General features: G+C 69.8%; 23 protein-coding genes and 1 pseudogene. 8 read left to right on the forward strand and 16 right to left on the reverse strand.

The annotated features are described in order from the left end of the window. Window positions 1-12 precede the first annotated feature (12 nt). The 5 genes from GAS53_RS29685 to GAS53_RS29705 form a co-directional block, all read right to left on the reverse strand. A complete protein-coding gene (locus GAS53_RS29685) occupies window positions 13-588 on the reverse strand; it encodes an SRPBCC family protein (protein WP_225859166.1) in 576 nt (191 codons plus the stop codon). Continuing rightward, window positions 585-905, reverse strand: coding sequence for a DUF427 domain-containing protein (locus GAS53_RS29690; RefSeq protein WP_151480795.1), 321 nt, complete (start codon window positions 903-905; stop codon window positions 585-587). Before GAS53_RS29690 ends, GAS53_RS29685 begins: the two co-directional genes overlap by 4 nt. A 397-nt stretch (window positions 906-1302) precedes the next feature. After that, window positions 1303-1776, reverse strand: a complete 474-nt coding sequence (locus GAS53_RS29695; RefSeq protein ID WP_151480796.1) for a hypothetical protein — start codon at window positions 1774-1776, stop codon at window positions 1303-1305. A 38-nt stretch (window positions 1777-1814) separates the two neighbouring features. Further along, on the reverse strand, window positions 1815-2759 hold the full coding sequence (locus GAS53_RS29700) for a hypothetical protein (RefSeq protein ID WP_151480797.1): 945 nt from the start codon (window positions 2757-2759) through the stop codon (window positions 1815-1817). A gap of 56 nt (window positions 2760-2815) precedes the next feature. Then, the gene (locus GAS53_RS29705) at window positions 2816-3868 is read right to left on the reverse strand and encodes a winged helix-turn-helix domain-containing protein (RefSeq protein ID WP_151480798.1); all 1053 of its coding nucleotides are present in this window, start codon (window positions 3866-3868) and stop codon (window positions 2816-2818) included. 474 nt (window positions 3869-4342) lie between these two features. Between GAS53_RS29705 and GAS53_RS29715 the strand changes: the two genes are divergently transcribed. Continuing rightward, window positions 4343-4831 carry a hypothetical protein gene (locus GAS53_RS29715; RefSeq protein WP_192583341.1) on the forward strand — a complete coding sequence of 163 codons (489 nt, stop codon included), beginning with the start codon at window positions 4343-4345 and terminating at the stop codon, window positions 4829-4831. Between the two features lie 119 nt (window positions 4832-4950). After that, window positions 4951-5619 carry a class F sortase gene (locus GAS53_RS29720; RefSeq protein WP_151480801.1) on the forward strand — a complete coding sequence of 223 codons (669 nt, stop codon included), beginning with the start codon at window positions 4951-4953 and terminating at the stop codon, window positions 5617-5619. Window positions 5620-5759: 140 nt separating this feature from the next. Here GAS53_RS29720 and GAS53_RS29725 read toward each other — a convergent pair whose 3' ends face one another. Then, window positions 5760-6002 carry a DUF6296 family protein gene (locus GAS53_RS29725; RefSeq protein WP_225859167.1) on the reverse strand — a complete coding sequence of 81 codons (243 nt, stop codon included), beginning with the start codon at window positions 6000-6002 and terminating at the stop codon, window positions 5760-5762. 306 nt (window positions 6003-6308) lie between these two features. Between GAS53_RS29725 and GAS53_RS29730 the strand changes: the two genes are divergently transcribed. Further along, entirely contained in the window at window positions 6309-9113 is a 2805-nt protein-coding gene (locus tag GAS53_RS29730; RefSeq protein ID WP_192583342.1) for a SpoIIE family protein phosphatase, read from the forward strand. Window positions 9114-9187: 74 nt separating this feature from the next. Here GAS53_RS29730 and GAS53_RS29735 read toward each other — a convergent pair whose 3' ends face one another. The 4 genes from GAS53_RS29735 to GAS53_RS29750 all read right to left on the reverse strand — a co-directional run bounded on the left by GAS53_RS29735 (window position 9188) and on the right by GAS53_RS29750 (window position 14243). Beyond that, window positions 9188-10825 carry an MFS transporter gene (locus GAS53_RS29735; RefSeq protein WP_151480802.1) on the reverse strand — a complete coding sequence of 546 codons (1638 nt, stop codon included), beginning with the start codon at window positions 10823-10825 and terminating at the stop codon, window positions 9188-9190. Between the two features lie 84 nt (window positions 10826-10909). Beyond that, entirely contained in the window at window positions 10910-11935 is a 1026-nt protein-coding gene (locus tag GAS53_RS29740) for an SDR family oxidoreductase (protein ID WP_151480803.1), read from the reverse strand. A 215-nt stretch (window positions 11936-12150) separates the two neighbouring features. Then, window positions 12151-13722 (reverse strand): FAD-dependent oxidoreductase, encoded by a 1572-nt coding sequence (locus GAS53_RS29745; protein WP_151480804.1) that lies wholly within the window; start codon window positions 13720-13722, stop codon window positions 12151-12153. A 140-nt stretch (window positions 13723-13862) separates the two neighbouring features. Beyond that, the gene (locus tag GAS53_RS29750) at window positions 13863-14243 is read right to left on the reverse strand and encodes a helix-turn-helix transcriptional regulator (protein ID WP_151480805.1); all 381 of its coding nucleotides are present in this window, start codon (window positions 14241-14243) and stop codon (window positions 13863-13865) included. 133 nt (window positions 14244-14376) lie between these two features. On the opposite strand from GAS53_RS29750, the gene GAS53_RS29755 reads away from it, so the two are divergent. After that, a complete protein-coding gene (locus GAS53_RS29755; protein ID WP_151480806.1) occupies window positions 14377-15213 on the forward strand; it encodes an anti-sigma factor antagonist in 837 nt (278 codons plus the stop codon). A 549-nt stretch (window positions 15214-15762) separates the two neighbouring features. On the opposite strand, the gene GAS53_RS29765 is transcribed toward GAS53_RS29755, so the two are convergent. Then, entirely contained in the window at window positions 15763-16503 is a 741-nt protein-coding gene (locus GAS53_RS29765) for a PaaX family transcriptional regulator C-terminal domain-containing protein (RefSeq protein WP_404829304.1), read from the reverse strand. A gap of 152 nt (window positions 16504-16655) precedes the next feature. Here GAS53_RS29765 and GAS53_RS29770 point away from each other — a divergent pair, with 152 nt between their 5' ends. Beyond that, window positions 16656-18326, forward strand: a complete 1671-nt coding sequence (locus GAS53_RS29770) for an acyl-CoA dehydrogenase family protein (protein ID WP_151480808.1) — start codon at window positions 16656-16658, stop codon at window positions 18324-18326. A 98-nt stretch (window positions 18327-18424) separates the two neighbouring features. Continuing rightward, window positions 18425-19504, forward strand: coding sequence for an AraC family transcriptional regulator (locus tag GAS53_RS29775; RefSeq protein ID WP_151480809.1), 1080 nt, complete (start codon window positions 18425-18427; stop codon window positions 19502-19504). A gap of 34 nt (window positions 19505-19538) precedes the next feature. Here the strand turns inward: GAS53_RS29775 and GAS53_RS29780 are convergent, their stop codons facing one another. The 4 genes from GAS53_RS29780 to GAS53_RS29795 form a co-directional block, all read right to left on the reverse strand. Next, window positions 19539-19730, reverse strand: coding sequence for a hypothetical protein (locus tag GAS53_RS29780; RefSeq protein WP_151480810.1), 192 nt, complete (start codon window positions 19728-19730; stop codon window positions 19539-19541). 71 nt (window positions 19731-19801) lie between these two features. Beyond that, window positions 19802-21223: an aldehyde dehydrogenase family protein gene (locus GAS53_RS29785; RefSeq protein WP_225859168.1), complete on the reverse strand. Its 1422-nt coding sequence runs from the start codon at window positions 21221-21223 to the stop codon at window positions 19802-19804. Further along, on the reverse strand, window positions 21220-22098 hold the full coding sequence (locus tag GAS53_RS29790; RefSeq protein ID WP_151480812.1) for an SDR family NAD(P)-dependent oxidoreductase: 879 nt from the start codon (window positions 22096-22098) through the stop codon (window positions 21220-21222). The genes GAS53_RS29785 and GAS53_RS29790 overlap by 4 nt, the downstream gene beginning before the upstream one ends. After that, entirely contained in the window at window positions 22095-23441 is a 1347-nt protein-coding gene (locus GAS53_RS29795; protein ID WP_192583343.1) for a flavin-containing monooxygenase, read from the reverse strand. The genes GAS53_RS29790 and GAS53_RS29795 overlap by 4 nt, the downstream gene beginning before the upstream one ends. A gap of 222 nt (window positions 23442-23663) precedes the next feature. Here GAS53_RS29795 and GAS53_RS58455 point away from each other — a divergent pair. Next, window positions 23664-23894, forward strand: a pseudogene (locus tag GAS53_RS58455) (TetR/AcrR family transcriptional regulator); the annotation flags it as partial. A 37-nt stretch (window positions 23895-23931) separates the two neighbouring features. Here the strand turns inward: GAS53_RS58455 and GAS53_RS29800 are convergent. Next, on the reverse strand, window positions 23932-24996 hold the full coding sequence (locus tag GAS53_RS29800; protein ID WP_151480813.1) for an aldo/keto reductase: 1065 nt from the start codon (window positions 24994-24996) through the stop codon (window positions 23932-23934). Between the two features lie 117 nt (window positions 24997-25113). On the opposite strand from GAS53_RS29800, the gene GAS53_RS29805 reads away from it, so the two are divergent. Beyond that, window positions 25114-25947 carry a helix-turn-helix transcriptional regulator gene (locus GAS53_RS29805; protein WP_151480814.1) on the forward strand — a complete coding sequence of 278 codons (834 nt, stop codon included), beginning with the start codon at window positions 25114-25116 and terminating at the stop codon, window positions 25945-25947. Window positions 25948-26114 lie beyond the last annotated feature (167 nt).

Below are 26114 nucleotides of genomic sequence, written 5' to 3' on the forward strand. Positions count from 1 at the left end.
AGGGCGAACCGGTCAGCGCCGGGCCCTGCGCTCCGCCTCCTCCTTGACCGAGGCGAGCGACGCGGCGACGGTGCTCTCCCACCGGGCGGCCACCTTCCCGCCCCACCACGCTCCGGCCCGCCACAGATCGGTGCCCAGCTCTCCCTCGTACACCAGACGGCTGCCCGCGGGCCGCTCGGTCAGGGTGAAGGATTCGACGACGTACGGGACCGGCCCGCGCACCAGGCGGAAGTCGACGCGCTCGGGCCGGGTGAAGCGGACCGTCTCCACCGTCACGGCCTTGAACCGGCCGCCGCCCAACGGCGTGTAGTGAGCGGCCAGGGCCATGTCCTGGCCGCGCTCCAGCACCTGGACCTTCTCCCGCATGACCCGGGTAGCACGCCCCAGGTACGGCTGGGCGAGCACGTCGAAGACGACCTCCCGGGGCGCCTCGATGTCCACGGCCTGCGGCCCGAGTCGTCTGACGCGTCGGCCCACGCCCAGGTCGACCGGCAGTGCCCCGCTGACCAGCCCGGCGTACCCGCCGACGGCCACCGCCGCCACGCTCGCCGTCCAGGCTGCCGCCCGGGCCAGGTGACGGCCGTTCACGACACGTTCTCCAGATCCTCCAGGTCCTCCGGATCACCCTCGATCCGCACGCCGTGCCCGAACGCGACACGGTTCTTGATCCGGCGGGCGAGCGGGCTCGGGTGCGGGTAGTACCAGGCCGCGTCCCGGTTGGTCCGTCCGCCCACCGTGACCGTGTAGTAGCGGGCGAGCCCCTTCCAGAAGCACAGCGACCGGGTGCGGCTCTCGGTGAAGTACTGACGATGCAGCGCCTCGGGCGGGAAGTAGTGGTTGCCCTCGACGACCACGGTGCGCGGCGCCTCCGCGATCACCGCGCCGTTCCAAACCGCGCTCAGCATGACCGTGCTCCCTGTCGTGCGTCGCCGTGGGAGGCTCCCGGGCCACTCCCCCGGCACTCCCCCAGTTTCGAATCCGGAACGCTGTGCGCGGGCTAAGCGGATGGTCTTGGCAGTCAGCCCGCCGACGGCGACGAGGTCACCGATGCGCATGCGCCCAGGTTAGTCCTTGACCTTTCACCGCACTGGAAGGGCTACGGTCCACACAGGGATCCCGAAGGATACGGAACCGTCGGCGCAGGGACACAGAGGCCAGCAGAGCGCGCCATGGACCGGCCGTACACGGATGCCTCGCAGCCGCGGGCGAGGCGTAGCACCCGCAGGCCAGGCGTCGTGTCCACGGTGGCACACCCGGCCCGCCACACATCGATGCGGCGGACCGGGGTTTCGTACGGTGCGATCAGGTCCAGCGGTTGCTGCAGCCGGACGACCAGCGGTGGGAACTGATGGCGTTCGACGCACGCGCTCCATTGCCGAAGGTGTTGTCCCTCAGGTCGTCGACGTACAGCTCCCCGCGTGCCAGGCAGCCCGTGCCGCCTCCATAGTTCGCGAACTCGTAGAACTGGACGTTGTTGACGCCGCCGGAGTAGGTGCCGGTGTTCAGCACCGACCAGGCGAAGTTGTCGTCCGCGGCGGTGAAGGGCCCGGCGCTGTCACCCCAGTTGGCATCGTTGCCCGAGGCCGTGCCGAGCAGGTTGTTGCAGTCGGTGAGGAGGTAGGCGCGCATGTTGCCGTCCTCCCGGTGAGCGAAGTACTGGGCGTCGCAGTTGGGCCCCTGGGCGCCGGCCGAATCGGCCTCGGCCGTGGCCGGGAGTGCGGTGCCAAGGGCGACGGCCAGTCCAGCCGCTGCCAGGGCAGCACGAATCTTCCTCATGGCTTCTCCTTGATCGTGAACCTGATACTGATGGACAGTCAGTTCGAAGACGAGATCGTCCGGTTGGCCGCCGTCAGGGCCGCCAACCGCATCCGGGCGCTGGTGGAGATCTCCTCGGAGTAGCGTTTGCGCACCGGAGCGCCGTACTCGCGGTCCAGCCTCTCCACCGTCCTGGCCAGTGCGGATTTCTGAGCACAGGTGCTCTCCGCCACGGCCAGTTCCACTTCGACGGCGTGCGCTTCCGCGCCGCTCAGCCCCTCGGTCCGCTTCGGCAGATCGGTCTGTACGGCGTCAGGGTCGGCGTACGCGCGCCCAGTCGCGCGGCGCATGCAGTCCGACCAGGCCCCGAGCGCGGTGGTGAAACGCTTGTCGCGTACGAGCCTCGGCACATACAACGGTGTGAGATTGGTGGCGATCTTGTCGGCGTGGAAGTACGTCTCGGGGTCGCCGTACAGCTTCCTGCGGGCCTCGAGCTCGCAGCCGCCGACCGCACTGCGGATGGAGCCCCCGGCCGGCAGCCGCACGGAACGGACCGGAGTGTCCGGGCCGCCGTTGAGAGCGGTGAGGTAGCGGGCGCGCTCCGCGCGGGACAGCCGGTTGCGGTAGGCGAGATTGGGGTCGCGCTTCTTGAGCGTGAAGAACTTCCGCTGGATCAGTCCGCCGTACCCGTGTTCGCGCGCCCAGGAGACGTCGTTCCGCACGAACGGATGCGCAAAGGCGCGCAGTTCCTCGGGGCTGAGCGGGGCGAGAACCCAGTAGCGGAAACCCGCATCCGCCATGCATCGTCTGATGAGCCGCTGCTCGGCCTGCTCGACACGGCTTCGTTCGGCCTCGGTCAGTTCACGCGCCGGGCCGGCGGACGAGGACCCGGCAGCCGGCCGGCCGGGCTCGGCAGCCGGACCCACGATCATCGTGCCGACGGCGATGGCCCCGGCAAGTACGGCCCCTGTGACGGTGGCAATGCTGGTGGAGCCTGCTCGCACGGTGATCCCCCTGGCCCGTGGTGTGCCGACCGGCGTTGTGATGCCCCATCAGGCTGTCAACAGCGATGTGGCGCCGCCACACGGTGAAGTTGTGGCTTAAGCGTCGCGACGAACGGGCCGGCCGGTGCCGCAGTGCCCGGTGCGCTCGCCAGGAGGGCCAGCCCGGCGGGAGTGATGGTGTGCAGCACGCTCTTGCTGCGGCGCACGCTCAGCAGCAGACCGGCTTCGCGCAGTACGGCGGTGTGCTGGCTGGCGGCGGGCCTCGAGATGCCGAACCGCCCGGCCAGCTCGCTGGTCGTACGGCCGATCACGACAGCTTCCAGAATGGCGGCACGGGTCCGGCCGATGAGGGCGCCGAGCGGCTCGGCAGAACCGGCGAGAGCCGGCCCGCCGAGCGTGTGCTGCAGGGGGTAGACGAGCGACGGCGTCAGGTTGCTGTCGGCGAGCGTGACGGGCGTGCGGACGCAGAAGAAGGACGGTTGCAGCAGCAGCCCGCGGCCCTCGAGACGGACTTCGCGCTCGACCGGATAGTCGGCTTCCAATACGGGTGGCTGCCAGCGCAGCACGGGTCTGAAGCCCGACAACAGCCTTTCGGTGCCGCCCTCCATCATGGCCCGGGCGCGCAGTGCGAGGTCTGCGTCCACGTGAGCCCGGATGTGCGCCCAGACGGGCACGAGGGCGTGCCGGTGGTACGCACGCAGAGCGGTACCGAGCCTGCGCAGAGCCCCGGATTCCCCCTCGGCCAGGGCGCGGGCCCCGGCGGGAAACGGCCCCGGCCGTTCGGCGGCAAGCTTGGACATGTCCGTCCTCAGCCGGTCGCGGGAGGTGCTGAGTACGGTGTCGAGCGCGCTTTCGAGATCAAAGACCCCGCGGAGATCGGGGGTGAGGAAGTCGGGTGAGTAGCCGCGCGGAGGCAGCAGCACGGCCAGCGGTGCGCAGGCCGGTGGCAGCCCCAGTCGCACCTGGCGCCGCCATGCGGCGAAGCCCGGGATGCCGCGGGGCCCGGCGGCAAGGCTCTGGAAGCTATTGGTGATCTCCCACAAGGGATCGGGGGCCGCCGCAACGCGTACCCGGGCAAGGTCGTCACTGGTGAAGTACACCCGCAGCATGGGGTCTCCGATGGTGGTCGGTCATCGGTCTTCGGTGGACCGCCACAGTTACTGGGGAGCCAGGGCGCGAACAAGGCACCATTCGGACACCTGCGCGTCAATAGTGAGATCCGTCCCGTGATGGGGTTTGCGCGCAACTGATCGCCGTCGGGACTTCAAAGGGAAATCCGATGGAAGGGCGGGTGCAGCGGCCGACCAGCTCCGTCCACTGTTCCCTGGACAGCCCGGCCAGGATGTGTCGGGCTGCCGGCCCCGGGCCGCGGACGGGCTGCCGCGTGAGGGGCACGCGGGAGAGACACGCGGGAGAGACACGATGCCGCCGTCAGGGTGCGCGCTTAACCCGGGTGAGCGCCCCGAATGGTGTGCCGGTGAGGAATGGCTGACGGTGGATCACGTCAAGGCCGGGTCAGGTCAGCTGACGAAACGCCAGCTGCCCGGCTGCGACGGAAGGAATGCCAGATGCACTCTGCCCGCATGCTGCTCGCCACCGCAGCGGCAACGGCTGCCCTCGCGATCGCCGCGCCCGGCGCCTATGCCGATGCGTCGGGCGACCGGGAACACCGGGACCACGATGACTCTTCCTACAGCAAGGAGCACGACAAGGACAGCAGGCACGACTCACCCCGCGGCGGGATGCACACGGGTGGCGGAGCGCTGGCCACGGTGAACGAGGACGAGTGGGGTGTTGCCAAGGACCCGAAGCACGACCCGAGGACCTACAAGGACGAGGGCAGCGGGCACAGCAACGACTCCTGGAGCGGCGATCACGACAAGGATCGCTGGAACGATCACAACAAGGATCACGGGAAGACCGAGCACGACAAGCCGCGCGGCGGGATGCACACCGGAGGCGGCGCGCTCGCCACGCCGGGCGTCACCGCCGGCGGGCTGGCCATGCTGGCGGTGGCCGGTACCGGTCTGTACGCGCTGCGGCGCAAAAAGGCATCAGAAAGCGTGGCCTGACCGATGCCTGACGACATAGCAGCCGGGGCCGCCGCACCTGCCTCGCGTCGCGGCGGCCCGGCTCGCCCTCCCGCGTGTCGTGTCCGCCCCGCTGCCGTGCCCGAAAGAGGTGGTGTCCGATGGCAGCCAGTCCTCCTTCCCCCACCGATGCCGGCCCCGTACCGTCCAAGCGGAGACTCCGCACAGGTGTGACGGTGTTCTGGTGCGTGGCCGCCCTGGTCCTGGTGGTGAGCCTCGTCGTCGGTCATGACGAGTCGTCCGATGCCGCTCGCGTGCCGCATGCTCCGCCGGCCGCCGCCCCGTCCTCGTCCGCCCTGCACCACCCCGGAAAGCATCTGCCGCGATCCAGGCCGACCCGCCTGCTCATCCCCAAAATCTCGGTCGACGCTCCCTTCACCGACCTCGCCATCGGCCGGTCGGGCCGGCTCGAACCCCCTCCGGCCGACGACGTCAACCTCGTCGGCTGGCACGCGAAGGGCGCGGCCCCCGGTGAGGCGGGCACCTCGATCATCGCCGGGCACGTGGACACGGCGACATCTCCGGCCGTCTTCGCGGAGCTCGGCGAGCTGAGGAAGGGCGACCGTTTCCAGGTCGCGCGGGACGACGGTCGCAAGGCGGCCTTCGTGGTCGACAGCGTGGAGACGTTCGACAAGGGAAAATTCCCCGATCAGCGCGTGTACGCCGATACTCCCCAGGCCCAGGTACGGCTCATCACCTGCGCCGGAGACTACGACCGCGCGACCAAGGACTACACCGAGAACCTGGTGGTCTTCGCGCACCTCACCTGAGACATCCCACCTGCCTACGCGTCGTCGGGCTGGATGGGCTGTCCCGGCTTCGTCGCGGCAGCCCGTCCGCCCAACCGGCAGCTCCTGCTACGCCGGGTCGGCAAGCCTGCCGGGGCGCTGCTCCGCTCGTGCAGCGGTGCTCAGGGCAGGGCCTCGGCCGAAGGCAGCAGCGGGGACTGGTAGCCGCCGCTGGCCAGCATTCGTACCTCGCCCGCCGGGCTGATCTCGGCACGGAGGATGCCGGTGGGATCGCAGTAGACCGGGTTTCCGCCCGGTCCGAGGGTGTCGGTTCGTTCGACGACCACCTCGTCCGTGATCGCGCCGGCCCCCGATCGCCCATGGGTGAAGGTCAGCCGGTAGCGGTCCGGGGTCTGGGTTTGCATGACGACCTCCCGCGCGCGAGGTACAAATGCGGATAAATAGAACCCTCCTCCATGATGCGGCCAGATCATGGCGGCGGCAGCTTCCGCGCACTGCGGCGAACCGTCACAGAGCGCGGTCCTCGCGTACGGCCGTCGGCCCCTGAGCCGGGTTCCCGGGCCTCTCCCCCGGCGCCCGGCCACCCCCGCGGGGAGTTCGGCACCCGGCCGAATTCCGCCACTGGTCTGGGCCACGCGGCCCGGGCCGTCGCCTGTCACAACAGGGGGTGCCCCTCGCCTCCGGGCGCCCGGCAGTGTAGACATGGGCTTATGGTCCGTCGCTTGGGTCGATCCTGGACTCAGTCGACCCCCCGCCCCAATGGCCTGCGCGCGCAGCACAGGCGTGACCGCCCTCACCGAGCGCATGGGCGGCGAGCACGGCAGGCACCGCGCCATCCCCTCGATCCGCGGGGGGCGCCCGAGGGCGGCTCCCGGGGCGGGTCCACGGCGGGACTGCGGTCGGCGCTGGGCGGGCGCAGCGTCGCGGGCCAGGTGTTCGTTCTCCAAGTGGTGATCGTGCTGCTGCTGGTCGTGGCCGCGGTCGGGGCGCTGTTCCTACAGGTGCGGCACGACAGCACGCAGGAGGCCCGGAACCGTTCGCTCGCGGTCGCCGAGACGTTCGCCAACGCTCCGGGCACCCGCGAGGCGTTGCGCGCCTCCGATCCCACGGCGGTGCTCCAGCCGCGGGCCGAGGCCGCCCGGAAACAGTCCGAGATCGACTTCATCGTGGTGATGAACACCGACGGGATCCGCTACACCCACCCCAAGCCGGACCGGATCGGCAAGAAGTTCGTCGGGACCCTCGAACCCGCGCTGGAGGGCCGGCCCGTCACCGAGGAGATCACGGGGACCATCGGGCGGCTGGTGCAGGCAGTGGTGCCGATCAAGGCGGACGACGGCACGGTCGTGGGCCTGGTGTCGGCGGGCATCACGACCGAGAACGTGGGCGGTGTCGCGGAGCGGCAGCTGCCGCTGCTGCTGGCCGCCGCGGCCGCCGCGCTGGTCCTGGCGACGGCGGGGACGGCGCTGGTGAGCAGGCGGCTGCTGCGTCAGACGCATGGCCTGGGCCCGTTCGAGATGACCCGGATGTACGAGCACCATGACGCGGTGCTGCACGCGGTCCGGGAGGGAGTGATCATCGCCAGTGGCGAGGGGCGGCTGCTGCTCGCCAACGACGAGGCGCACCGGCTGCTCGACCTTCCCCCGGACGCCGAGGGCCGGCATGTCCTCGAACTCGGCCTGGACACGGACACGGCTGGTCTGTTGGCCTCGGGACGGGTCGCCACGGACGAGGTGCACCTGGTCGGCGACCGGCTCCTGGCGATCAACCAACGGCCCACGGACCTCCAGGGCGGCCCGGCCGGCAGTGTCGCCACACTCCGCGACTCGACCGAGCTGCGTGCGCTGTCCGGCAGGGCCGAGTCGGCCCGGGAGCATCTCAAGCTCCTGTACGACGCAGGGGTGGGCATCGGCACGGGTCTGGACGTGGCCCGCACCGCCGAGGAACTGGCGGAGGTGGCCGTCCCGCGGCTCGCGGACTTCGTCACGGTGGATCTGGCCGACGCCGTGCTGAGCGGGGAAGAGCCGGAAGCGGGCACCGATCTGCGCCGTACGGCGTTCAGCGGGATCCGGAAGGACGCCCCTCTCTATCCGGTGGGCGAGCGGATCAGGTTCGTCGCCTCCTCGCCGCAGGCCCGCAGCCTCGACACGGGCCAGGCCGTGATCGAGCCCGACCTGAGGGAGGCCCCGGGCTGGCTGGCGCAGGATCTCGAGCGGACCGCGCAGGTCGTGGAGTACGGAATCCACTCGCTGATCATCGTTCCGGTGCGGGTCGGGCACCTGATGATGGGCGTGGTGAACTTCTGGCGCTCGGAGAAGCCGGAGCCCTTCGACGAGGAGGAGCTGGCCCTCGCCGAGGAGCTGGTCGCCCGTGCCGCGGTCTCCATCGACAACGCGCGCCGCTACACACGCGAGCACACCATGGCCGTGACGCTGCAGCGCAGTCTGCTGCCGCGCAACCTGCCCGAGCAGAGCGCCCTGGACATCGCCTACCGCTACCTGCCCGCGCAGGCGGGAGTGGGCGGCGACTGGTTCGACGTACTGCCGCTGTCCGGCGCCCGTGTCGCGGTCGTCGTGGGCGACGTCGTCGGCCACGGGCTGCACGCCGCGGCCACCATGGGACGGCTGCGTACGGCGGTCCACAACTTCTCCGCGCTGGACCTGCCGCCGGACGAGCTGCTCGGGCTCCTCGACGAGTTGGTCGGCCGCATCGACCAGGACGAGGCGGCGGACGACAGCAGTGCCGCGATCACCGGCGCCACCTGTCTGTACGCCGTCTACGACCCGACCTCCCGGCAGTGCACCGTCGCCCGGGCCGGGCACCCGCCGCCGGCGGTGGTCCGTCCCGACGGCAGCGTCGAGTTCCCCGACGTGCCCGCCGGTCCGCCGCTCGGTCTCGGCGGTCTCCCCTTCGAGACCGCCGAGCTCAAGCTGGAAGAGGACAGCCGGCTGGTGCTGTACACGGACGGGCTCGTCGAGGACCGGGAACGGGACATCGACGTCGGCCTCGAGATGCTGCGCACCGCGCTGGCCGGGGCCGACCGGTCGCCGGAGGACATCTGTCAGGCCGTTCTCAACAGCCTGCTGCCGGCCCGGCAGAGCGACGACATCGCGCTGATCGTCGCCGGCACCCGTGCGCTCGGTGCCGACCGCATCGCCGAGTGGGAGGTGCCGTCCGACCCGGCGGCCGTCGGCCAGGTGCGTGCCTCGGTCACCCGGCAGCTGACGGAGTGGGGCCTGGAGGACATGGAGTTCACCACGGAGCTGATACTCAGTGAGCTGGTCACCAACGCCATCCGGTACGGCAGTGGCCCCATCCTGGTCCGTGTGCTGCGCGACCGCAGCCTGATCTGTGAGGTCTTCGACGCCAGCAGCACCTCGCCCCATCTGCGGTACGCGGCCACCACGGACGAGGGCGGACGCGGCCTGTTCCTCGTCGCGCAGATCGCCGAGCGCTGGGGCACCCGCTACACCCCCGCGGGGAAGGTCATCTGGGCCGAGCAGCCGCTGCCCTGACGCTCAGTCTCAGTGCCGATCAATGAGACTCCGTGCTGATCAGTGATCAGTGCTGAACAGCCGCTGCCACGAGGCTAGTCGTGCGAGGGAGGATCTTCACGGGGCTCCGGAGGGTCTGACGCCGACTCGCTCACTTCGGCCGCGGTCTCCGGAACGCCTCCGGCCGGTATGCCGGGCATGGCACCGGTGCCCTTCAGGCGTTCCAGGTCGTCGGGGCGTACCTGGATGACGATCACCGCGACCAGGGCGGCCACCACGGCGAAGATGGCGGCGACGATGAACGCGCTCGAGACGCCCGAGGTCAGCACGTGGTCGCTCCAGGGCGCCGGGAGTTCCCCGGTTCTGCGGAACTCCAGCCGCTGGTCCGGGGTCGCCTCCGCCATGAACCGGCGGACCTGATCGGTGGCTTCGTGGCGACTGGCCGTGCCGAAGACCGTGACCAGCACGGACAGACCGAGTGAACCGCCCACCTGCTGGGTGGCGTTGAGGATCCCGGAGGCCGCTCCCGCCTCCTGCGGTGCCACGCCCGACACCGCCATCAGCGTCAGCGACACGAAATTCAGACCCATGCCGAAGCTGAAGATCAGCAGGGGCCCGAGAATGCTGCCCGCATATGTGCTGTCGACTTCGGTCAGGGTCAGCCAGCCGAGTCCGACGGCGGCCAGGATCGCGCCCACCGTCATGAAGGGCTTGGGGCCCCACCTGGGCAGCAGTTGCGAGGCGAATCCCGCGCCCATCGCGATGACCACGCTCACCGGAAGGAACGCGAGACCGGTCCTCAGGGGACTGAAGTCCAGGATGTTCTGCACGAAGAGCGTCAGGAAGAAGAACATCCCGAAGATCGCCGCGGCCAGGCTCAGCATGATCGCGTAGGCGCCCGCGCGGTTGCGGTCGCGGAACATCCAGAGCGGGGTGATGGGCTGTTTCGACCGGCGCTCGATGGTGATGAACACGGCGAGCAGCACGACAGCAACTGCGAAGGCCGCGAGGGTCACCCTGTCGCTCCAGCCGTCCTCCGCAGCACGGATGAACCCGTAGACGAGCGACACCATGCCCACGGTGGCTGTGAGCGCTCCGAAGGCGTCGAAGTGGCCCGGCCGGCGCTCGGACTCCCGGATGTAGCGGGGCGTCGCGAGCGCGATCAGCAGGCCGATGGGCACGTTGACGTAGAGGACCCACCGCCAGTCGAGCCACTCCACGAGCAGTCCGCCCGCGAGCAGCCCGATCGCGCCACCGCCGGCGGACACGGCGGCGAACACACCGAACGCCCTGTTCCGCTCGGGCCCTTCGCGGAACGTCGTGGTGATCAGCGACAGGGCGGTCGGGGAGGCGATGGCGCCGCCGACGCCCTGCAGCGCGCGTGCCGCGAGCAACTGCCAGGCTTCCTGCGAGAGTCCGCCGAGCAGGGAGGCCAGCACGAAGAGCAGGATGCCGAAGATGAAGACTCTGCGGCGGCCGAGGATGTCGCCCAGCCGCCCGCCGAGCAGAAGCAGACCGCCGAAGGTCAGCGTGTAGGCGTTGACCACCCAGGACAGGTTCTCGGTCGAGAAGTCGAGCGAGGTCTGGATGTGCGGGAGGGCGATGTTCACGATGGTGATGTCGAGGACCACCATCAGCTGGCACGAGGCGATGACGAGGAGTGCGATGCCACTGCCTCGGCCCCGCTCCGGGGACTTGGCAGTTTCCGAAGGTGTCGCGTGAGCGTCCGCCATGGCAGTGCCCTGCGTGTCCGACGTAGTGAACGTAGACGTTCGCTACACCGACGTTAGTCCTGAGGGCCCGGCCTGACCAGTCGATCAGCCGACGGCTCGGCCCTTTAGCGGCGCGGTGTCCTCCCCCGCACCGTGGCGCACACCGGCCAGCATCTCCTCCAGGGCCTCCAGGGCGGTGTGTTGGGGGCTCCAGCCCAGTTCGGAGTGCGCCCGCCCGCAGTCCATCAACGGGAGCCGCAGAACGGCGTCGAACAGGTGCGGCGACGCGGGTACGAGGTGAAGTCCCCAGGCAGCCGCGAGTCCGGACCTCGCCACCGGGCCCGGCAGACGCACGGTCCGCGAGTGGAAGAGCTCGCCGAGAACGCCCGCGTCCAGAGGCGGAGCGGCAGCCAGGTTGAACGCGCCGCGCACATCACCGAGCGCCGCCAGGCGATAGGCCTCCGCGGCGTCGTCGGTGTGAAGCGCCTGGAAGCGCAGCCCCGGGATGTCCGGCAGGACGGGCAGCAGCTCCGGCCTCAGCAGCGGGCCGGGCAGGAAGCGCCCACCGAAGATGCGCCGCTGTTCGCTGGCCGACTCCCGCTTGAAGAGGAACGCGGGCCTCATCCGTACGACCCGTATCTCGGGGTGGTCCCGCTCGAAGGTGTCGAGAACGCGTTCCAGATAGGCCTTTTCGCGGGTGTACGAGGCTTCCGGCCAGCCGTGCGTGGGCCAGGACTCGTCCACCGCGCGATGCTCCGGGCCCGGCGAGTACGCGCCCACGGACGAGGCGTGGACCAGGGCCGGGACGCCGGCGTCCGCGACGGCCCGGAAGACCTTGATGCTCCCCAGGACGTTGGTGCGCCAGGTGGCCACGGGGTCCCGGGCCGGCTGCATCTTCCACGCGAGGTGGACCACGGCGTCCGCGCCGCGGAACAGCTCGACCGGGTCGGTGTCCTCGGCCAGGTCCACGTCCTCCCATGTGATTCCGGGCAGTGACCAGTCCGGAATCCTGCGTGCCAGTCCCCGTACGGAATCCACCGCGGGGTCCTCGCTCAGGAGGCGTACCAGGCTGGTGCCCACGTTGCCGGTGGCTCCGGTGACGACGATCTTCTTGCCAGGTGAGTCGGTCACGTCGAGAGTCCTCTCTCGCTCGGAGTGCGGTGGGGCCCGGGCCGCGCCGCCCTCGGGACAGCCGGATGTGCCGTGCTGGCGGAAAGCTTCTATTTGGGAACGCCGGGCAGGTCGAGTTCCCCGGAGGTCCTCCCTCACACGGGCGCGCAGCCGACGCAGCGCCCCGACCGATGCGTCGCACTACCCGCTCTTCGGGAATCACGGCGGATCCGTGCTCACGAGCGCCCTGCGGGCGGGACCGCTGATGTGTCCCGGTCGGCCGGCTGACGTCGTTCGAGCGGGTGGGTCGCGGGTCCCTGGAGGATGTGCCCGTCCGGGTCGAAGCGGGAGCCGTGGCAGGGGCACTCCCAGGCTCGTTCCGCCCGGTTGAAGGCGACCAGACAGCCCAGATGTGTACAGCGGGCGGAGACGGCGTGGAGCTCTCCGTCCTCGTCGCGGTGGACGGCGCAGCGGTGTCCGCCGACGCGGACGATCGCGCCGTCTCCCGGGGCGATGTCGTCCACCGAGCCACCCGGCGACGACGGAAGCCGGTCGCCGACGAAATGCCGGGCGACCTGGGCCTGGTGTTTGAGGAAGGCCGGCGCCTCACGCACGGCGGTGCGCACACGCCGGGGGTCGTACAGCTCACTCCACGGTGGGTTCTGACCGGCGATCAGATCGGCGAGGAGACGGCCCGCCATGATGCCGCCGCTCAGGCCCCAGCCGCCGAAGCCGGTCGCGACGTAGGTGTGACGGCTCCCCGCGTGGAGCGGGCCGACCAGCGGCACCGAGTCGGTGGAGTCGTTGTCCTGCGTGGCCCAGCGGTGGGTGAAGGTGAGCTCTCCGAAGTGTCCGACGGCCCAGTCGGCGAGTCGTCCGAACCGCTCCTCCACGTCACTCGTGCCCGGGGTGAAGTGCTCCCCGGTGACGATCAGCAGCCGTTGTCCGTCCTTGTACGGGGCGGTGCGCAGCGAGCGGGTGCCCTGCTCGGGCGTGATGAACATGCCGTGCGGAGCCAGGCCGGCGTCGAGGGGCGCGACCAGGACGAGTTCGCGCCGCGGGGAGAGTCGGGTGAACAGGAGCGCGCGATCGAAGATCGGGTAGTGCGTGGCGACGACGACGTCCGTGGCGGTCACCGTCACCCCCGCCTCGGTGGTGAGGCGGCACGGCTCGCCCTCCCTGAGACTGACGACCCGCGTGTGCTCGTGGATCCGCGCGCCCTGACGGAGCAGGTCCTCGGCGAGCGCCAGAAGGTATTTCCGTGGATGGAACTGGACCTGTCCCGTCGCCCGGACCGCGCCCGAGACGGGGAACGGCAGGCCCGTCTCGGTCACGTACTCGGCGGGCAGCCCGGCTTCACGGGCGGCCTCCGCCTCGGCCATCACCTCCCCGACACCCTTGGCGTCCTGGGCGTAGGTGAAGGCCTCCGTCTCCTCCCAGTCGCAGTCGATGCCCAGTTCCTCCACGATCGCGGCGGCATGGTGGATCGCCTCGGTCTGGGAACGCCCGTACAGTTTCGCGGCCTCGATCCCACGGATGCGTCGCAGCCGCTCGTAGATGAGGGTGTGCAGGGCACTCAGTTTCGCGGTGGTGTGCCCTGTGACGCCCGTGGCGACCCGGTCGGCTTCCAGCACGGCCACGCCACGGCCGCCGCGAGCCAGCTCCCAGGCAGTGCTGAGTCCGGCGATCCCCGCGCCGATCACAGCGACGTCCACCGTGAGGTCGGCTGCCAGGGACGGGTGAGGCCGGTCCGGGGGTGGTGCTGTCTCGATCCAGTACGACTTCTGGGCGCCTGCGTACGTGTCCATGGGCGCCGAGTTCCCCGGGCTGGTACGACGAAGCGCCATGAACGCGGGCGACGGGTCGGGGCAAGGGTGTCCACCCCATGGCTTTCGCGATCTGTCAGCGCGCTTTGCGGAAGTTCCGGTCCCAGGGGAAGCACCCGCCGTCACTGGTCGGCTCTGGGACCCCGCTCGTAGAACGATGCCGTCTGCAGCTGCTGTGATCTGTCGCGCTGGCCGTCGCGCCGGGCATCGTGTTGGGCCAGCACGGAGAGGAGACCCGCGACCGTCAATCCGGCGTCAGCCGGGTGGCGCAGGATGGTCCCCGGCTCGATGCGGTACTCGTTCGTGCGCCCTTGCCGGGTGTGGGTGAGATAGCCGCCCTCTTCCAGATCGGAAATGATCTTCTGAACGGCGCGCTCGGTCAGCCGGCATCGGGCGGCGATGTCCCGGATGCGGGTGTTCTGGTTCTCGGCGATCGAGGCCAGCACGCGGGCGTGGTTGGTGAGGAACGTCCAGCCGGAATGTGACTCAGGTACTCCACCCATGCGCCCCAGCATATGACCTCGCATTCACGCTTATCAAAGGGTGAAAGAAATTTCATGTATCCCTTGACGTGTGAGGCTCGAGAGCTGAGCCTGGAGGAGGCAGAGACGGGTGAATGCCTCAGGAGCGACTGCCATGCGAGAATCTGCACTTTCTGCGCAGCTCGAGAGCGGGTACGAGCCTGTCTGCGCAGCGTTGTCCGGCTCGGCGAAGGGACACCCGCCGACGTACTTGAAGATCAACGCACACCCCGTCGGTGAGCGGATGGCCGTCCTGGTCGCCGGTGAACTCGACCTCGACACCGACCAAGCGCTGCAGCAGGGTCTGCACAAGGCCCTCGCCGAGTCGGTCAGCGGCGTGGATCTCGATCTGAGCGGAGTCGAGTTCTGCGACTGTTCGGGCCTCAACGTCCTGCTGCACATCCGTCGGCTCGCGTTGAAGGACGGCAAGACAGTCGTCATCCGGGCTGTCGGCCCGGCGGTCCAGAGGGTGCTCGCACTCACCGATACGTCATCGCTGTTCGCGCTTCCGGATGACGTCGCCATGAACTTGGTCCCTCGCGTCCAGGACACACGTCCCGGTGTGACGCACGGCCCCACGGAGGAGGATGCGTTGCCCGGTGATGCCGAGCAGGATCTGCGCATCGAAGTCGTCCAGCTCAAGCGTGCCATGCAGACCCGACCGGTCATCGACCTGGCCCGGGGGGTCCTGATGGCATCCTTCGGGCTGAGCCCCGAGGACGCCTGGAGCGTCCTGGTCGCGGTCTCCCAGCACAGCAACATCAAACTGCACCATCTGGCCCAGGACATGGTGGGCGCCGTCCAAGGGGAGGCGCTTCCCGAGCCGCTGCGGCAGCAACTGGCCGCGGCTGTCACCGAACTCCACACACCTCCACCGGAATCCACCGACCCGGCCCTTGGCGGCGGTGCCGCATCAGAACACGAGGAAATACCCCGAGAAGCGGAGCCGTGAACGGCGCGGGCGCGAGCCAACGCGCAGGGCAGGCGCGCACCGGCCTTGCTCCAGCACGCGAGCAGGGCGGAGCGCCTTCCAACTGCGGTGCGTTCTCAGTCCGTTGACGGCGTCAGAGGGTCAACGCGAGACAGTGTCTCGGACAGCGGCAGCCCCTCCCTGGCGGCCGCGATCCGACGCGCCCGCACTTCGGCGCGCGTACGCGGCCGGTACTTCGGTTCCTTGCCGCACCCGCACACCGGACGCCCCTCATAGCGCAGGCCCGCTCCCAGGACCGCGGCCACGGCAGACCACGCGCGGACGTCACGCCGTGACGGCGGAGCGAAGTCGTGACCAGCGCATACCAGGGGCCGGGCGCAGTTCGGGCAAGGGTGCTCCCGTTCGAGATCCGCATGCCGTTTGAAGCTGACACGGCATGACACGCACGCGTAGTGCAGCTTGTAGTACGTCATGGCGTAGAAGCACATCGGGTGACCGTATCGAGAGGGCCTTCGGCCGGGCCACCTGTTTCGGCCGCCTCGAGGAACGCTTCGTGGTCGTCGGCTCGCATCACAGCGCCTGCGTCACCTCTCGCTGGTAGTCGGTGTACGCGGCACGCAGGGCCGGTGCCGGCCAGTCCTCGGGGAGGAGTTCGTCGGGCAGGACGGGGTCGGTGACCAGGTGGCGGACGATGGCCGCGAAGGTGGCGAAGCGGCCGGCCGGGTGTTCCACCCGGGCCACGTGGGCCAGCAGGGCGCCCGCGGTGGCGGCCCAGTCGTCGAGCGGCCACAGGCTCGCGGCCAGGGCGGTCGCGGGCTGCTCGGGCCGGGCGGAGAAGCGTTGGGTGAGGTCCGACAGGTGGCCGGGCCAGGGCCGTCGCAGGTTGGCCGGCCGGAGCCATACGCCCTCGCGCAGTTCCGCGAGCCGCAGGCCGGACAACTCTGCGCGCAGTTCGGCCCGTTCGGCGGGCCCGCGCCCGGTCGCGGTGACGACGGCGGTCTCCCACGAGCCGTCCCAGGCCCGGGTCCTGGGGTGGACGGCGTCGTCCTGGCGGCGCTGGCGCTCCAGGAGCCGTTCGCTGAGCCGGTAGACCCCCTCGGTGCGCCGCAGATCGCCCGCCGCCACCATCCGGCTGAGGGCCGCCCGCAGCGTCGAACCGGCGATGCCGAAGGGTTCCACGCTGCGGACCAGATCCCGTACCGGAAGCTCGGGCGGGTGCACGCCCAGCAGAAGACTCAGGACGACCGACCGCGCGGACAGCGGGCGCAGTTCGAGGCCGGCCGCCGGGGACAGAGGCGCGTTCATCCGCATGGACGGCATTGTGCCCGGTCAGCGGATCCGAGGCGCAGGCGCGGCAGTGTCACGTACGCGATCGACCGGGCCCCGGGCAAGCGAGGAGCCCCATCCAGAAGCAGCGTGTTACGTTATTGCTGCAACCGCAGGAATGATGCAACACTGGCGGCATGGTCCCGATACTCGCGCCAGAGCAGCCTGAGCAGTCCGCCACGCACGACGTCACCAACCAGGCCCCGCCCCTCGCTCCGTACGACGCGTCCGAGGACGCGGCCCTGTTGGAGGGGCTGCGCCGCGAGGGCGCCGGCTGGGCCGAGGAGGACGTACGGCGTCTGGGCCGCCGGGCCGGCGACGAGGAGGCCCAGCTGTGGGGCGAGCAGGCCAACCGGTACGAGCCGGAGCTGCGTACGCACGACCGCTACGGCAACCGCGTCGACGAGGTCGACTTCCACCCCAGCTGGCACCACCTGATGGGAGTCGCGGTCGCCGAGGGACTGGCCGCCGCGCCCTGGGCCGACGACCGGGCCGGCGCCCATGTCGCCCGCACCGCCGGTGGGCTGGTGTGGGGGCACACCGAGGCCGGACACGGCTGTCCCACCTCGATGACCTACGCGGCCGTACCCGCGCTGCGGCGGCAGCCCGAGCTGGCCGCGGTCTACGAACCCCTGTTGGTCAGCCGGGTCTACGATCCGGGGCTGCGGGTGCCGGGCGACAAGCGCGGGCTGCTGGCGGGCATGGGGATGACCGAGAAGCAGGGCGGCTCGGACGTCCGTACCAACACGACGGCCGCCTCGCCGACCGCCGAGCCGGGCGTGTACACACTGCGCGGGCACAAGTGGTTCACGTCGGCGCCGATGTGCGACGTGTTCCTGGTCCTCGCCCAGGCGCCCGGCGGCCTGTCCTGCTTCCTCGTGCCGCGGATCCTGCCCGACGGCACCCGTAACACGTTCCGCATCCAGCGGCTGAAGGACAAGCTCGGCAACCGTTCGAACGCCTCCTCGGAGCCGGAGTTCGACAACACCGTCGCCTGGCTGGTCGGCCCCGAGGGGCAGGGCGTGAAGACGATCATCGAGATGGTCAACTGCACACGCCTGGACTGCGTGATGATGACCGCGACGCTGATGCGCAAGACCCTCGTCGAGGCGGGCCACCACACGAAGCACCGCGGCGCCTTCGGGGCACCCCTGATCGATCAGCCCCTCATGCGCAATGTGCTGGCCGATCTCGCGCTGGAGTCCGAGGCCGCCACCACGCTCACGCTGCGGCTCGCGGGAGCGGCCGACCGCGCGATCCGCGGCGACGCGCAGGAGACGGCGTTCCGCAGGATCGCCACCGCCGTCGGCAAGTACTGGGTGACCAAGCGCGGCCCGGCCTTCACCGCCGAGGCGCTGGAGTGCCTCGGCGGCAACGGCTACGTGGAGCAGTCCGGCATGCCCCGCCACTACCGCGAGGCTCCCCTGCTCTCCATCTGGGAGGGGTCGGGCAACGTCAACGCGCTCGATGTGCTGCGCGCCCTCGGCCGGGCTCCCGACACCGCCGACGCGCTGTTCGCGGAGCTCGCTCTGGCGCGCGGCGCCGACGCCCGCCTGGACGCGGCCGTGACCCGGCTCAGGGACCAGCTGTCCGACCTGGCGAGCGCCGAGACGGGCGCCCGGCGGCTGGTGGAACGGATGGCGCTGACCCTGCAGGCTTCCCTCCTGGTCCGCCACGCACCGGCCGCGGTAGCCGATGCCTTCTGCGCGACCCGGCTCGGCGGCGACTGGGGCTACGCCTTCGGCACGCTCCCCGCCTCCGCCGACCTGGGTGCGATCCTCACCCGTGCCCTGCCGGACTCGGACTGACACCGAGCACGCTGGCGCTCTTGCCTGTGAGGTCCGGCTGCCTACAGTGGTGCGCCCGGGTAGAACAGCCCGGGCAGAACAGGCAGAAGGTGAGCGCGATGTCCGTCGCCGACGACCCGACGGCCCCCGCGGGAACCAGCCGCAGCACGTCGGCCACGATCCAGCCGAACATCCTGCGCTATCTCACCGTGGTCACCGACCAGCGGGGCATCGACCTGCGGCCGCATCTGAAGCAGGTCGGACTGGATGAGACAGTCATGCACTCGGCGGCCCTGCGCGTCTCCTACCGTCAGGGCAGCGCGGTGATCCGCCGCGCTCTGGAGCTCACCGGCGACGAGCACCTGGGGATGAAGGTCGGAGCGGCGCAGCACCTGACCGCCTGGGGGCTGCTCGGCTTCGCCCTCATGGCCGCCGACACGCTGCGGCAAGCCATCGAAACCGGCGTGAGGTACCAGAATCTGTCCGGGGCGATGATGGTGTGGTCGGCCGGCGAGGAGGACGACGGTTTCGTGCTGCGCGCCGATCTCCCCGATCCCGCCATGGATCCGGCCGTCGCCGTCTTCCTGATCGAGGAGGCGCTGACCTCCGTGCTGACTCTGGCCCGCTTGACCATCGGTCCGGCGTTCGTTCCCCGCGCAGTGGAGTTCGCCTTTCCCGCGCCGCGCCGGAGCGACCCGTACGGTGCCCTCTTCGGCTGTCCGGTCCGCTTCGGTGTCCCGGTCAGCCGCCTGGTCATCGACCCCGTCCGGGCCCGGACAACGATGCCGGGCCGGGATCCGGTGACGTATACCTCGGCGTTGGAGACGCTCGACGCACAGCTGGCCTCGCGCCGCCACCAACAGGAACTGCTGGAGGTGATGGAGATCTCCATCGCGCAGAGCCTCCCGACGATTCCCTCGTTCGCCGAGCAGGCACGTCGGCACGCGGCCAGCGAGCGCACGCTCCGGCGTCGGCTGGCCGACTGCGGCACCACGTACGAGGCACTCGTCGACGGCGTGCGCCGGGAACGCGTCGAACAGCTGCTGCGGCGCCCGGAACTGACCCTGCGTGACATCGCCCACCAAGCCGGCTTCTCCGACCAGCGGACGCTGCGCCGGGCGGTACGCCGCTGGCACGGCACCTCTTCGCAGCGGCTTCGGGAGGAGATGCTGGGCCTCGAGAAGGCGGCCGACAGCTGAGCTTGGTAGTAAGTGATCAAGTTCGGGACACGGCTCAACCCCGCCGCAGAAGCCGTCGCGCCGCCATGTGTGTCCCGACCGTGGCCGCCGCGGCAAGCGCCAGCCCCTGCACGACGTCGCGCGGCCGCGCGGGCTCCAGATCGTGTACAGCCCACGCGGCCAGCAGCCCGAAGGCCACGCCCGCGCCGAGCTCTCCGTCACCCGCAACCGCCCCGTGTCCGCTCATGGGCAGGAAGTCTTTCAGCACACGCCACGCGCCAGGACCGCCCCGGACCGCGAACGTCGCCGCTCCATCGGTCAGCGGCTGCGGATCCAGATGGTCTTCTCCCTGGTCCACTGCTCGAAGGCGTTCGTGGACTTCTCCGCGCCGCCGAATCCTGACTCCTTCCAGCCGCCGAAAGGAGTCGTCATGTCGCCCTCGCTGTACGAGTTGACCGAGACGACCCCCGCCTGGATTCCTCGTGCCAGGCGGAACGCGGCGTCGAGGTCGCGGGTCCATACGGAGGCCGCCAGCCCGTACGCGGTGGCGTTGGCCAGACGTATCGCCTCGGTCTCCGAGGTGAAGGTCTGCAGGGTCACGACGGGTCCGAACAGCTCCTTGGTGAGGGCGTCGCTGTCCTCGGAGGCGTGAGTGATGACGGTCGGCGGGTAGTAGGCGCCGTGCGCGGGCAGACCGTCGGGCAGGCCCGCGGTGTGGATGTGGGCTCCGTCGGCCCGGGCGGCCTCGACGGCTTCCGCGACCCTGGTGAAGGCGGCCCGGTTGATGAGGGGGCCCATCTGGGTCCGGGGCTGGGCGGGGTCGCCGATGACCAACTCCCGTGCGGCGGCCGTGAATCGGACCAGGACCTCGTCGGCGATGCTCTCGTGGACCAGGATGCGGGAGCCGGCGGTGCAGTTCTGGCCCATCGTCAGGAACGCGGCCTCGATCATGCCGTCGATGAGTTCGTCGCCGTAGGCGAGGGCGTCGGCCATCAGCACCTGGGGGCTCTTGCCGCCCATCTCCAGCGAGACGCGCTTGAAGTTGGTCTCGGCCGCGTCCTTGAGGATCCGCCGCCCGGTCGCCGTGGAGCCGGTGAACGACAGGGCCCCTACGAGGGGGCTGCGGGCCAGTGCGGTCCCGGCGACGGAGCCGTGGCCGGGCAGGACCGTGAGGACTCCGTCCGGCAGGCCGGCCTCGGCGGCGAGCCCGGCCAGATGTAGCGCCGAACGCGGTGTCGCCTCGGCGGGCTTGACCAGCAGGCAGTTTCCCGCGGCCAGCGCGGGCCCGACCTTCCACGCGGCCATGGCCAGCGGGTAGTTCCACGGCAGGATCGCCGCGACCACCCCGATGGGCTCGCGGCTCATCAGTCCCAGGCAGTCCGCCCCGGTGGGGGCGACCCGGCCGAAGACCTTGTCGGCCGCCTCGGCGAACCAGCGGATCGACTCGATCGCCCCGGGTATGTCGCCCTCCCGGCACTCGGAGATGGGCTTGCCCGCGTCCTCGCTGTCCAGCTGTGCCAGGAGTTCGGCGTCGCGTTCCATCAGAGCGGCAAGACGCAGCAGCACCGCGCTGCGCTCGCGGACCCGCAACTGGGACCACACCCCGGAGTTGAACACCTGTTGAGCCTGTTCGGCGGCCTTGGCGACGTCCTCGGCCGTCGCGGCGGGCAGTGTGGTGTTCAGCTCCCCCGTCGTCGGGTTGACGACACGCAGTACGGACGGACTCTCCACTGTGGTCATGCTTCCTCCACCAGTTCCCATCGGCCGTCGGTCTGGCGCGCGAGCCCTCGGCTGCGCAGTTCCTGGAGATAGCGGGCCATGCCACGCTCACCGCGCTTGCGGAACAGCGGAAAGACCCGGGGCAGCAGGTTCGGCGCGAGCATCGCGAGCCGGACCAGTCGGGACTCGCCGGGGCGGGGGTATGCCTCCAGGCGGGGCTTGTCGAGCAGACTCACCACGGCTGCCACGACGTCGGCGGGCTGCTGCGGCGGGTCCTGGAACTGCATGGAGTTGCCGCCGTCGACGGCTTCCTGACGCAGCATCCGGGTGTCGGTCGCCGACGGCAGGACCGACCCGGCCAGGATGCCCTTGTTCCTCAGGTCGAGCCCGATGGCGAGCATCGCGCCGCGCAGCCCGAACTTCGAGGCCGTGTAGATCGGTGTCTCGCCCAGCGGGAAGATCCCGCCGAGGGAGACGGTGGTGACCACCCGGGCGTCCCGGGAGGCCTGCAGCAGCGGGATGGCGATCCTGGTCGCGATCAGTGGGGAGGTCAGGTTGAGACCGATCTCCCGCTCGATGCTCTCGACGCTGCGCACGTCGAAACGCTCGGCACTGGTCATGCCGACGTTGTTCACCAGGACGTCCAGACGGCCGTAGTCGGCGGCGACCTGATCGAAGAGAGCCTCCATCTGGGCACGGTCCATCAGATCGCAGCCGATGCCTGTGTGCCCGGCGCCGCGAAGCTCGTCGGCGACCTTTCTGGCGCGTGCCGCGTCGATGTCGACGACGACGCAACGGGCACCCGCGGAGGCGAAGCGACGGCACATGGCGCTGCCGATTCCGCCGGCGCCGCCGGTCACCAGCATGACCTTGTCGGTGAAGTCGAAGCCGCTCACGACACTGCCTCCGCGGGCCGCAGGGACTTCACCGGCGGCGGCTGGCCCTCGGTGCGCCAGCCCATCGCGGCCGCGACCCTGGCCAGGTGCTTCACGAACGTCCCGCTGTCGACGTAGCCGGTGTGGCGGGGCGAGGCGACGAACTTCAGACCACCGGACAGGTCCGGGCGGTCGGTGCGGATCATGCGGGCGAAGCGCTCCGCGTTCGGCCGCTTGTACCGCGCGTCGTGGATGTACCCGGCGATCAGCTGCGCCTGGGCGTCGAACAGCTGGTACGCACCGGAGTTGGTCTCGATGAAGCCGACGCCGAACAGCCCCTGGTGCTCGCGGGAGAACGACGACAGGTACAGGTCGGGGTGCTGCTCGTCGCCGAAGTACTTCTGTGCGACCGGCACCTTGTGCACATAGCCGGTGGCCATCAGGACCAGGTCGAAGTCGTCGCTCGTGCCGTCGGTGAAGTGCACGGTCGTGCCCTCGGCGCGGGCGATCCCCGGCTTGGCCGTGATGTCCCCGTGCTGGAGGTGGTGGATCAGCATCGAGTTGACCGCGGGGTGCGTCTCGAACAGCTTGTGGTCCGGCTTCTGCAGACCCAGGCGCGTCGGGTCGCCGTTGATGATCCGCAGGAGGGCGCCGAAGACACGCTGCTCCAGCCACATCGGCAGCTTCGGTCCGCCGGCGGCGATGGTGTCCACCGGTCGGCCGAACAGGTGCTTGGGGATGAACCAGTAGCCGCGCCGCATGCTGATCACCGCGTGATCCGTGCTCCGCGCCGCGTCACAGGCGATGTCGCAGCCGGAGTTTCCCGCGCCCACGACCAGCACCCGCTTGCCACGCAGTTCCTTGTCGCTGCGGTAGCCGACCGTGTGACGGACCTCGCCCGTGAAGTTCCCCGGCAGCTCGGGGAGGTTGGGGTGCCACTGCGCGCCGGTGCACACCACGACCTGACCGTGCACGCTCGTCTGCCCGTCGGTCCGGGTGACGGTCCAGGTGCCGTCGGCGTTCTTCTCGACGCTCTCGGCCTCGACACCGAACTCGATCCGGTCCGTCAGTCCGTAGGCGTCGGCGAAGGACTGCAGGTACGACAGGATCTGCCGGTGCGGGGGATAGTCGGCGAAGTGGCCGGGCATCGGCCAGCCGCCGTAACCCGACAGGGTCCTGCTGGAGATGAAGTGGGCCGACTCGTACATCGGGCTGCCGGGGTTGTCGATGTCCCAGATCCCGCCGGGCCCGGTGTGCCGCTCGATGTGCGTGTACGGCAGTTTCCTCTCGGCCAGGGCCCTCGCGACCGCCAGCCCGGCAGGTCCCGCCCCGATCACACAGGTGTCGTACTCGGTTTCCTCCACGAGCCCGCCTCCTTTCTCATCGCACTGCGCCGGTGTTGCCGGAAACCTATGCACCGGGCGTCCGGCGGGAACTGGCCCGCGCGGCCACGGAGGGGACCGCAGCGGCCACCGGGCTGCCCTCTAGCGCCCCGACGCCTCAGCACGGACAGCACGACTTGATCGTATGACTAATTCGTGGGACTCAGTCGACATCACGCCGTCATGGCTCATGTCCCAGCGGCCGAGTGCCGCCAGGCCGCGCCGGACGACGCGGGATTCGAGGAGACGCTCAGCGCGCTGGCGTCGGCGCTGTGGCGAACCGTGCGCGAACAGCCCAGCAGCCATCAACTCCTCGCGGAACTGCCCCTGTTCGCGCTCCGCACGCCCCACCTGGCCAAGGCCCTCGAGTGCCACTACCGCGATGTGACCGAGGTGACGGCGAGGCTCGTGACCGAAGTCGCCGAGCACACCGGGGGCGGCGGTTGTGCTGCCCTCGGCGCTCGATCGGGTATCAGCGGCGGGTTTCGATCTTCAGGTCACCCGCGGTCACATTGCGGATGTGGTCACTGGCGAGCATGTCGTGCGGGAAGCCGAGTCCGATCGCGCTGGCCTCGTCGAGGCGGGCCAGTTGGGAGGCGGTGAGGTCGACCTCCAGGGCGCCCAGATTGTCCTCCAGCTGCGCGGGGGTGCGGGCGCCGATGATCGGTGCCGTCACGCCCGGATTCTGCAGGGTCCAGGCCAGCCCGACCTGGGCGGGTGTGCGGCCCAGTTCCGTGGCCACCTCCTTCACGGCATCAGCAATGGCCAGGTTACGTTCGGTGAGCGTGCCCAGGGCGAAGTTGAAGCTCTTGCGGGTGCCGTCGTGGGATGCGAGGTTCGTCGCCGTCAGGTCGTCTCGGCTGTACTTGCCGGTGAGCACCCCGCCGGCCAGCGGTGAATACGGGATCACACCCAACCCCATCTCACGTGCCATGGGGATCAGGTCACGTTCCCCGGTACGCTCGATCAGGTTGTATTCGATCTCCAGCGCGACCAGCGGCGACCAGCCGCGCAGGTCTGCGATCGCCTGCATGCGCGACACCTGCCAGGCCGGGGCGTTGGAGATGGCCACGTACAAGATCTTTCCCTGCCGGACCAGATCGTCCATGCCGCGCAGGATCTCCTCGACCGGTGTCGTGAAATCCCACACGTGCAGATAGAGCAGATCGATGTAGTCCGTATTCAGCTGTCGCAGACTGGCTTCCACCGACGCGAACAGACTCTTGCGGTGTGAGCCCCCGGAATTCGGGTCGCCGGGTCGGCGCAGCGTCGTGTATTTCGTTGCCAGCACCAGGCTTTCGCGGTTGTCGCGGGTGAATTCTCCCAGCAGACGCTCGGAGCTGCCATTGGTGTAGGTGTTGGCGGTGTCGATGAAGTTGCCGCCGCGCTCGACGTAGAGGTCGAACAGCTTGCGCGCCTCGTCCTGTTCGGCGCCCCAGCCCCAGTCGGTGCCGAAGGTCGCCGCACCCAGCGCCAGCGGTGAGACCCGCAGCCCGGAGCGGCCCAGTAGCCGGTAGGTGTCGAGGGTGAGCGACATCGTGTCCTCCTGTGCTTGTGATCCGTCGTCGAGAACAAGCCTGTGACCGCCGCGAGTCGGGGGTAAGGGATGGAGGTTCCTGGGAACACCAGTCCTACCCTGGCGGTTGGACCGGGCATGACGATCCGCACCGTGGACAGGACACAGGAGCTGGCCGCGTTCCTGCGGACCCGACGCGAGCGCCTGGACCCGCATGAATTTGGCCTGCCGCCGCGTCGGCAGTCCCGGCGGACCCCGGGATTGCGCCGCGAAGAGGTTGCCGAACTCGCCGGGGTGAGCATCGACTACATCGTGCGGCTGGAACAGGCCCGCGGACTGCGGCCCTCAGCGGACGTGGTGGAGGCGCTGGCCCGGGCGCTGCGGCTGACCTCCGACGAACGTGCCTACCTCTTCGACCTGACCCAGCAGCGCCCCCGCAAAGCCGACAGGCCCGCCACCACTGCAGCGCCGCCGCTGGCCCGGCTGGTCGCCGACCTGTCGCCGCTGCCGGCCATGCTGATGAACCACCGCTACGACATCTTGGCCTGGAACAGCGAAATGGCGAGACTGCTATTGGATTTCGACACCCTGCCGCCGTCGCAGCTCAATTCGATGTGGCTGTGTCTGATGCATCCGGAGATACGCGAGTTCTATGTCGACCGCGAACGCGTCGTGCGGGAGGGAATCTCCCACCTGCGTGCTGCGTGGGCCGCGCATCCGGAGGACCAGGCATTGACCAAACTCATCGCCGAATTCACCACTCATGACGAGGAGTTCGCGCGATTGTGGGCCGAGCGGGACGTCAAGGTGAATGGCCGCGGGCACAAGGCGATGCGGCACCCTGACGTCGGTGTGATCGCAGTGCATTTCGAAGTTCTTATGCCACTTCAAGATACGGACCAGCGGTTGATGATCTGCCGTGCAGCGGACGATGAGAGCCAGTCGGCATTGGACCGGTTGTGCGCACGGTGATGTCGAACCGTCCATTCGCGCACTGAGTCGAACCGTCATTCCGGCGTGTTTTTTGGCATCACAAACCCGGAAAACGGTCCTGACCTGACTCTATGAGGGCTGGGGCCCCGTCCTGGTGGCTTCGGAGGACCATCGGTTGTGGATGGTTGGGAACTCGGGGAGGAGGC

This window comes from Streptomyces albicerus (genome assembly GCF_008905045.1).
Lineage (GTDB): Bacteria > Actinomycetota > Actinomycetes > Streptomycetales > Streptomycetaceae > Streptomyces > Streptomyces albicerus.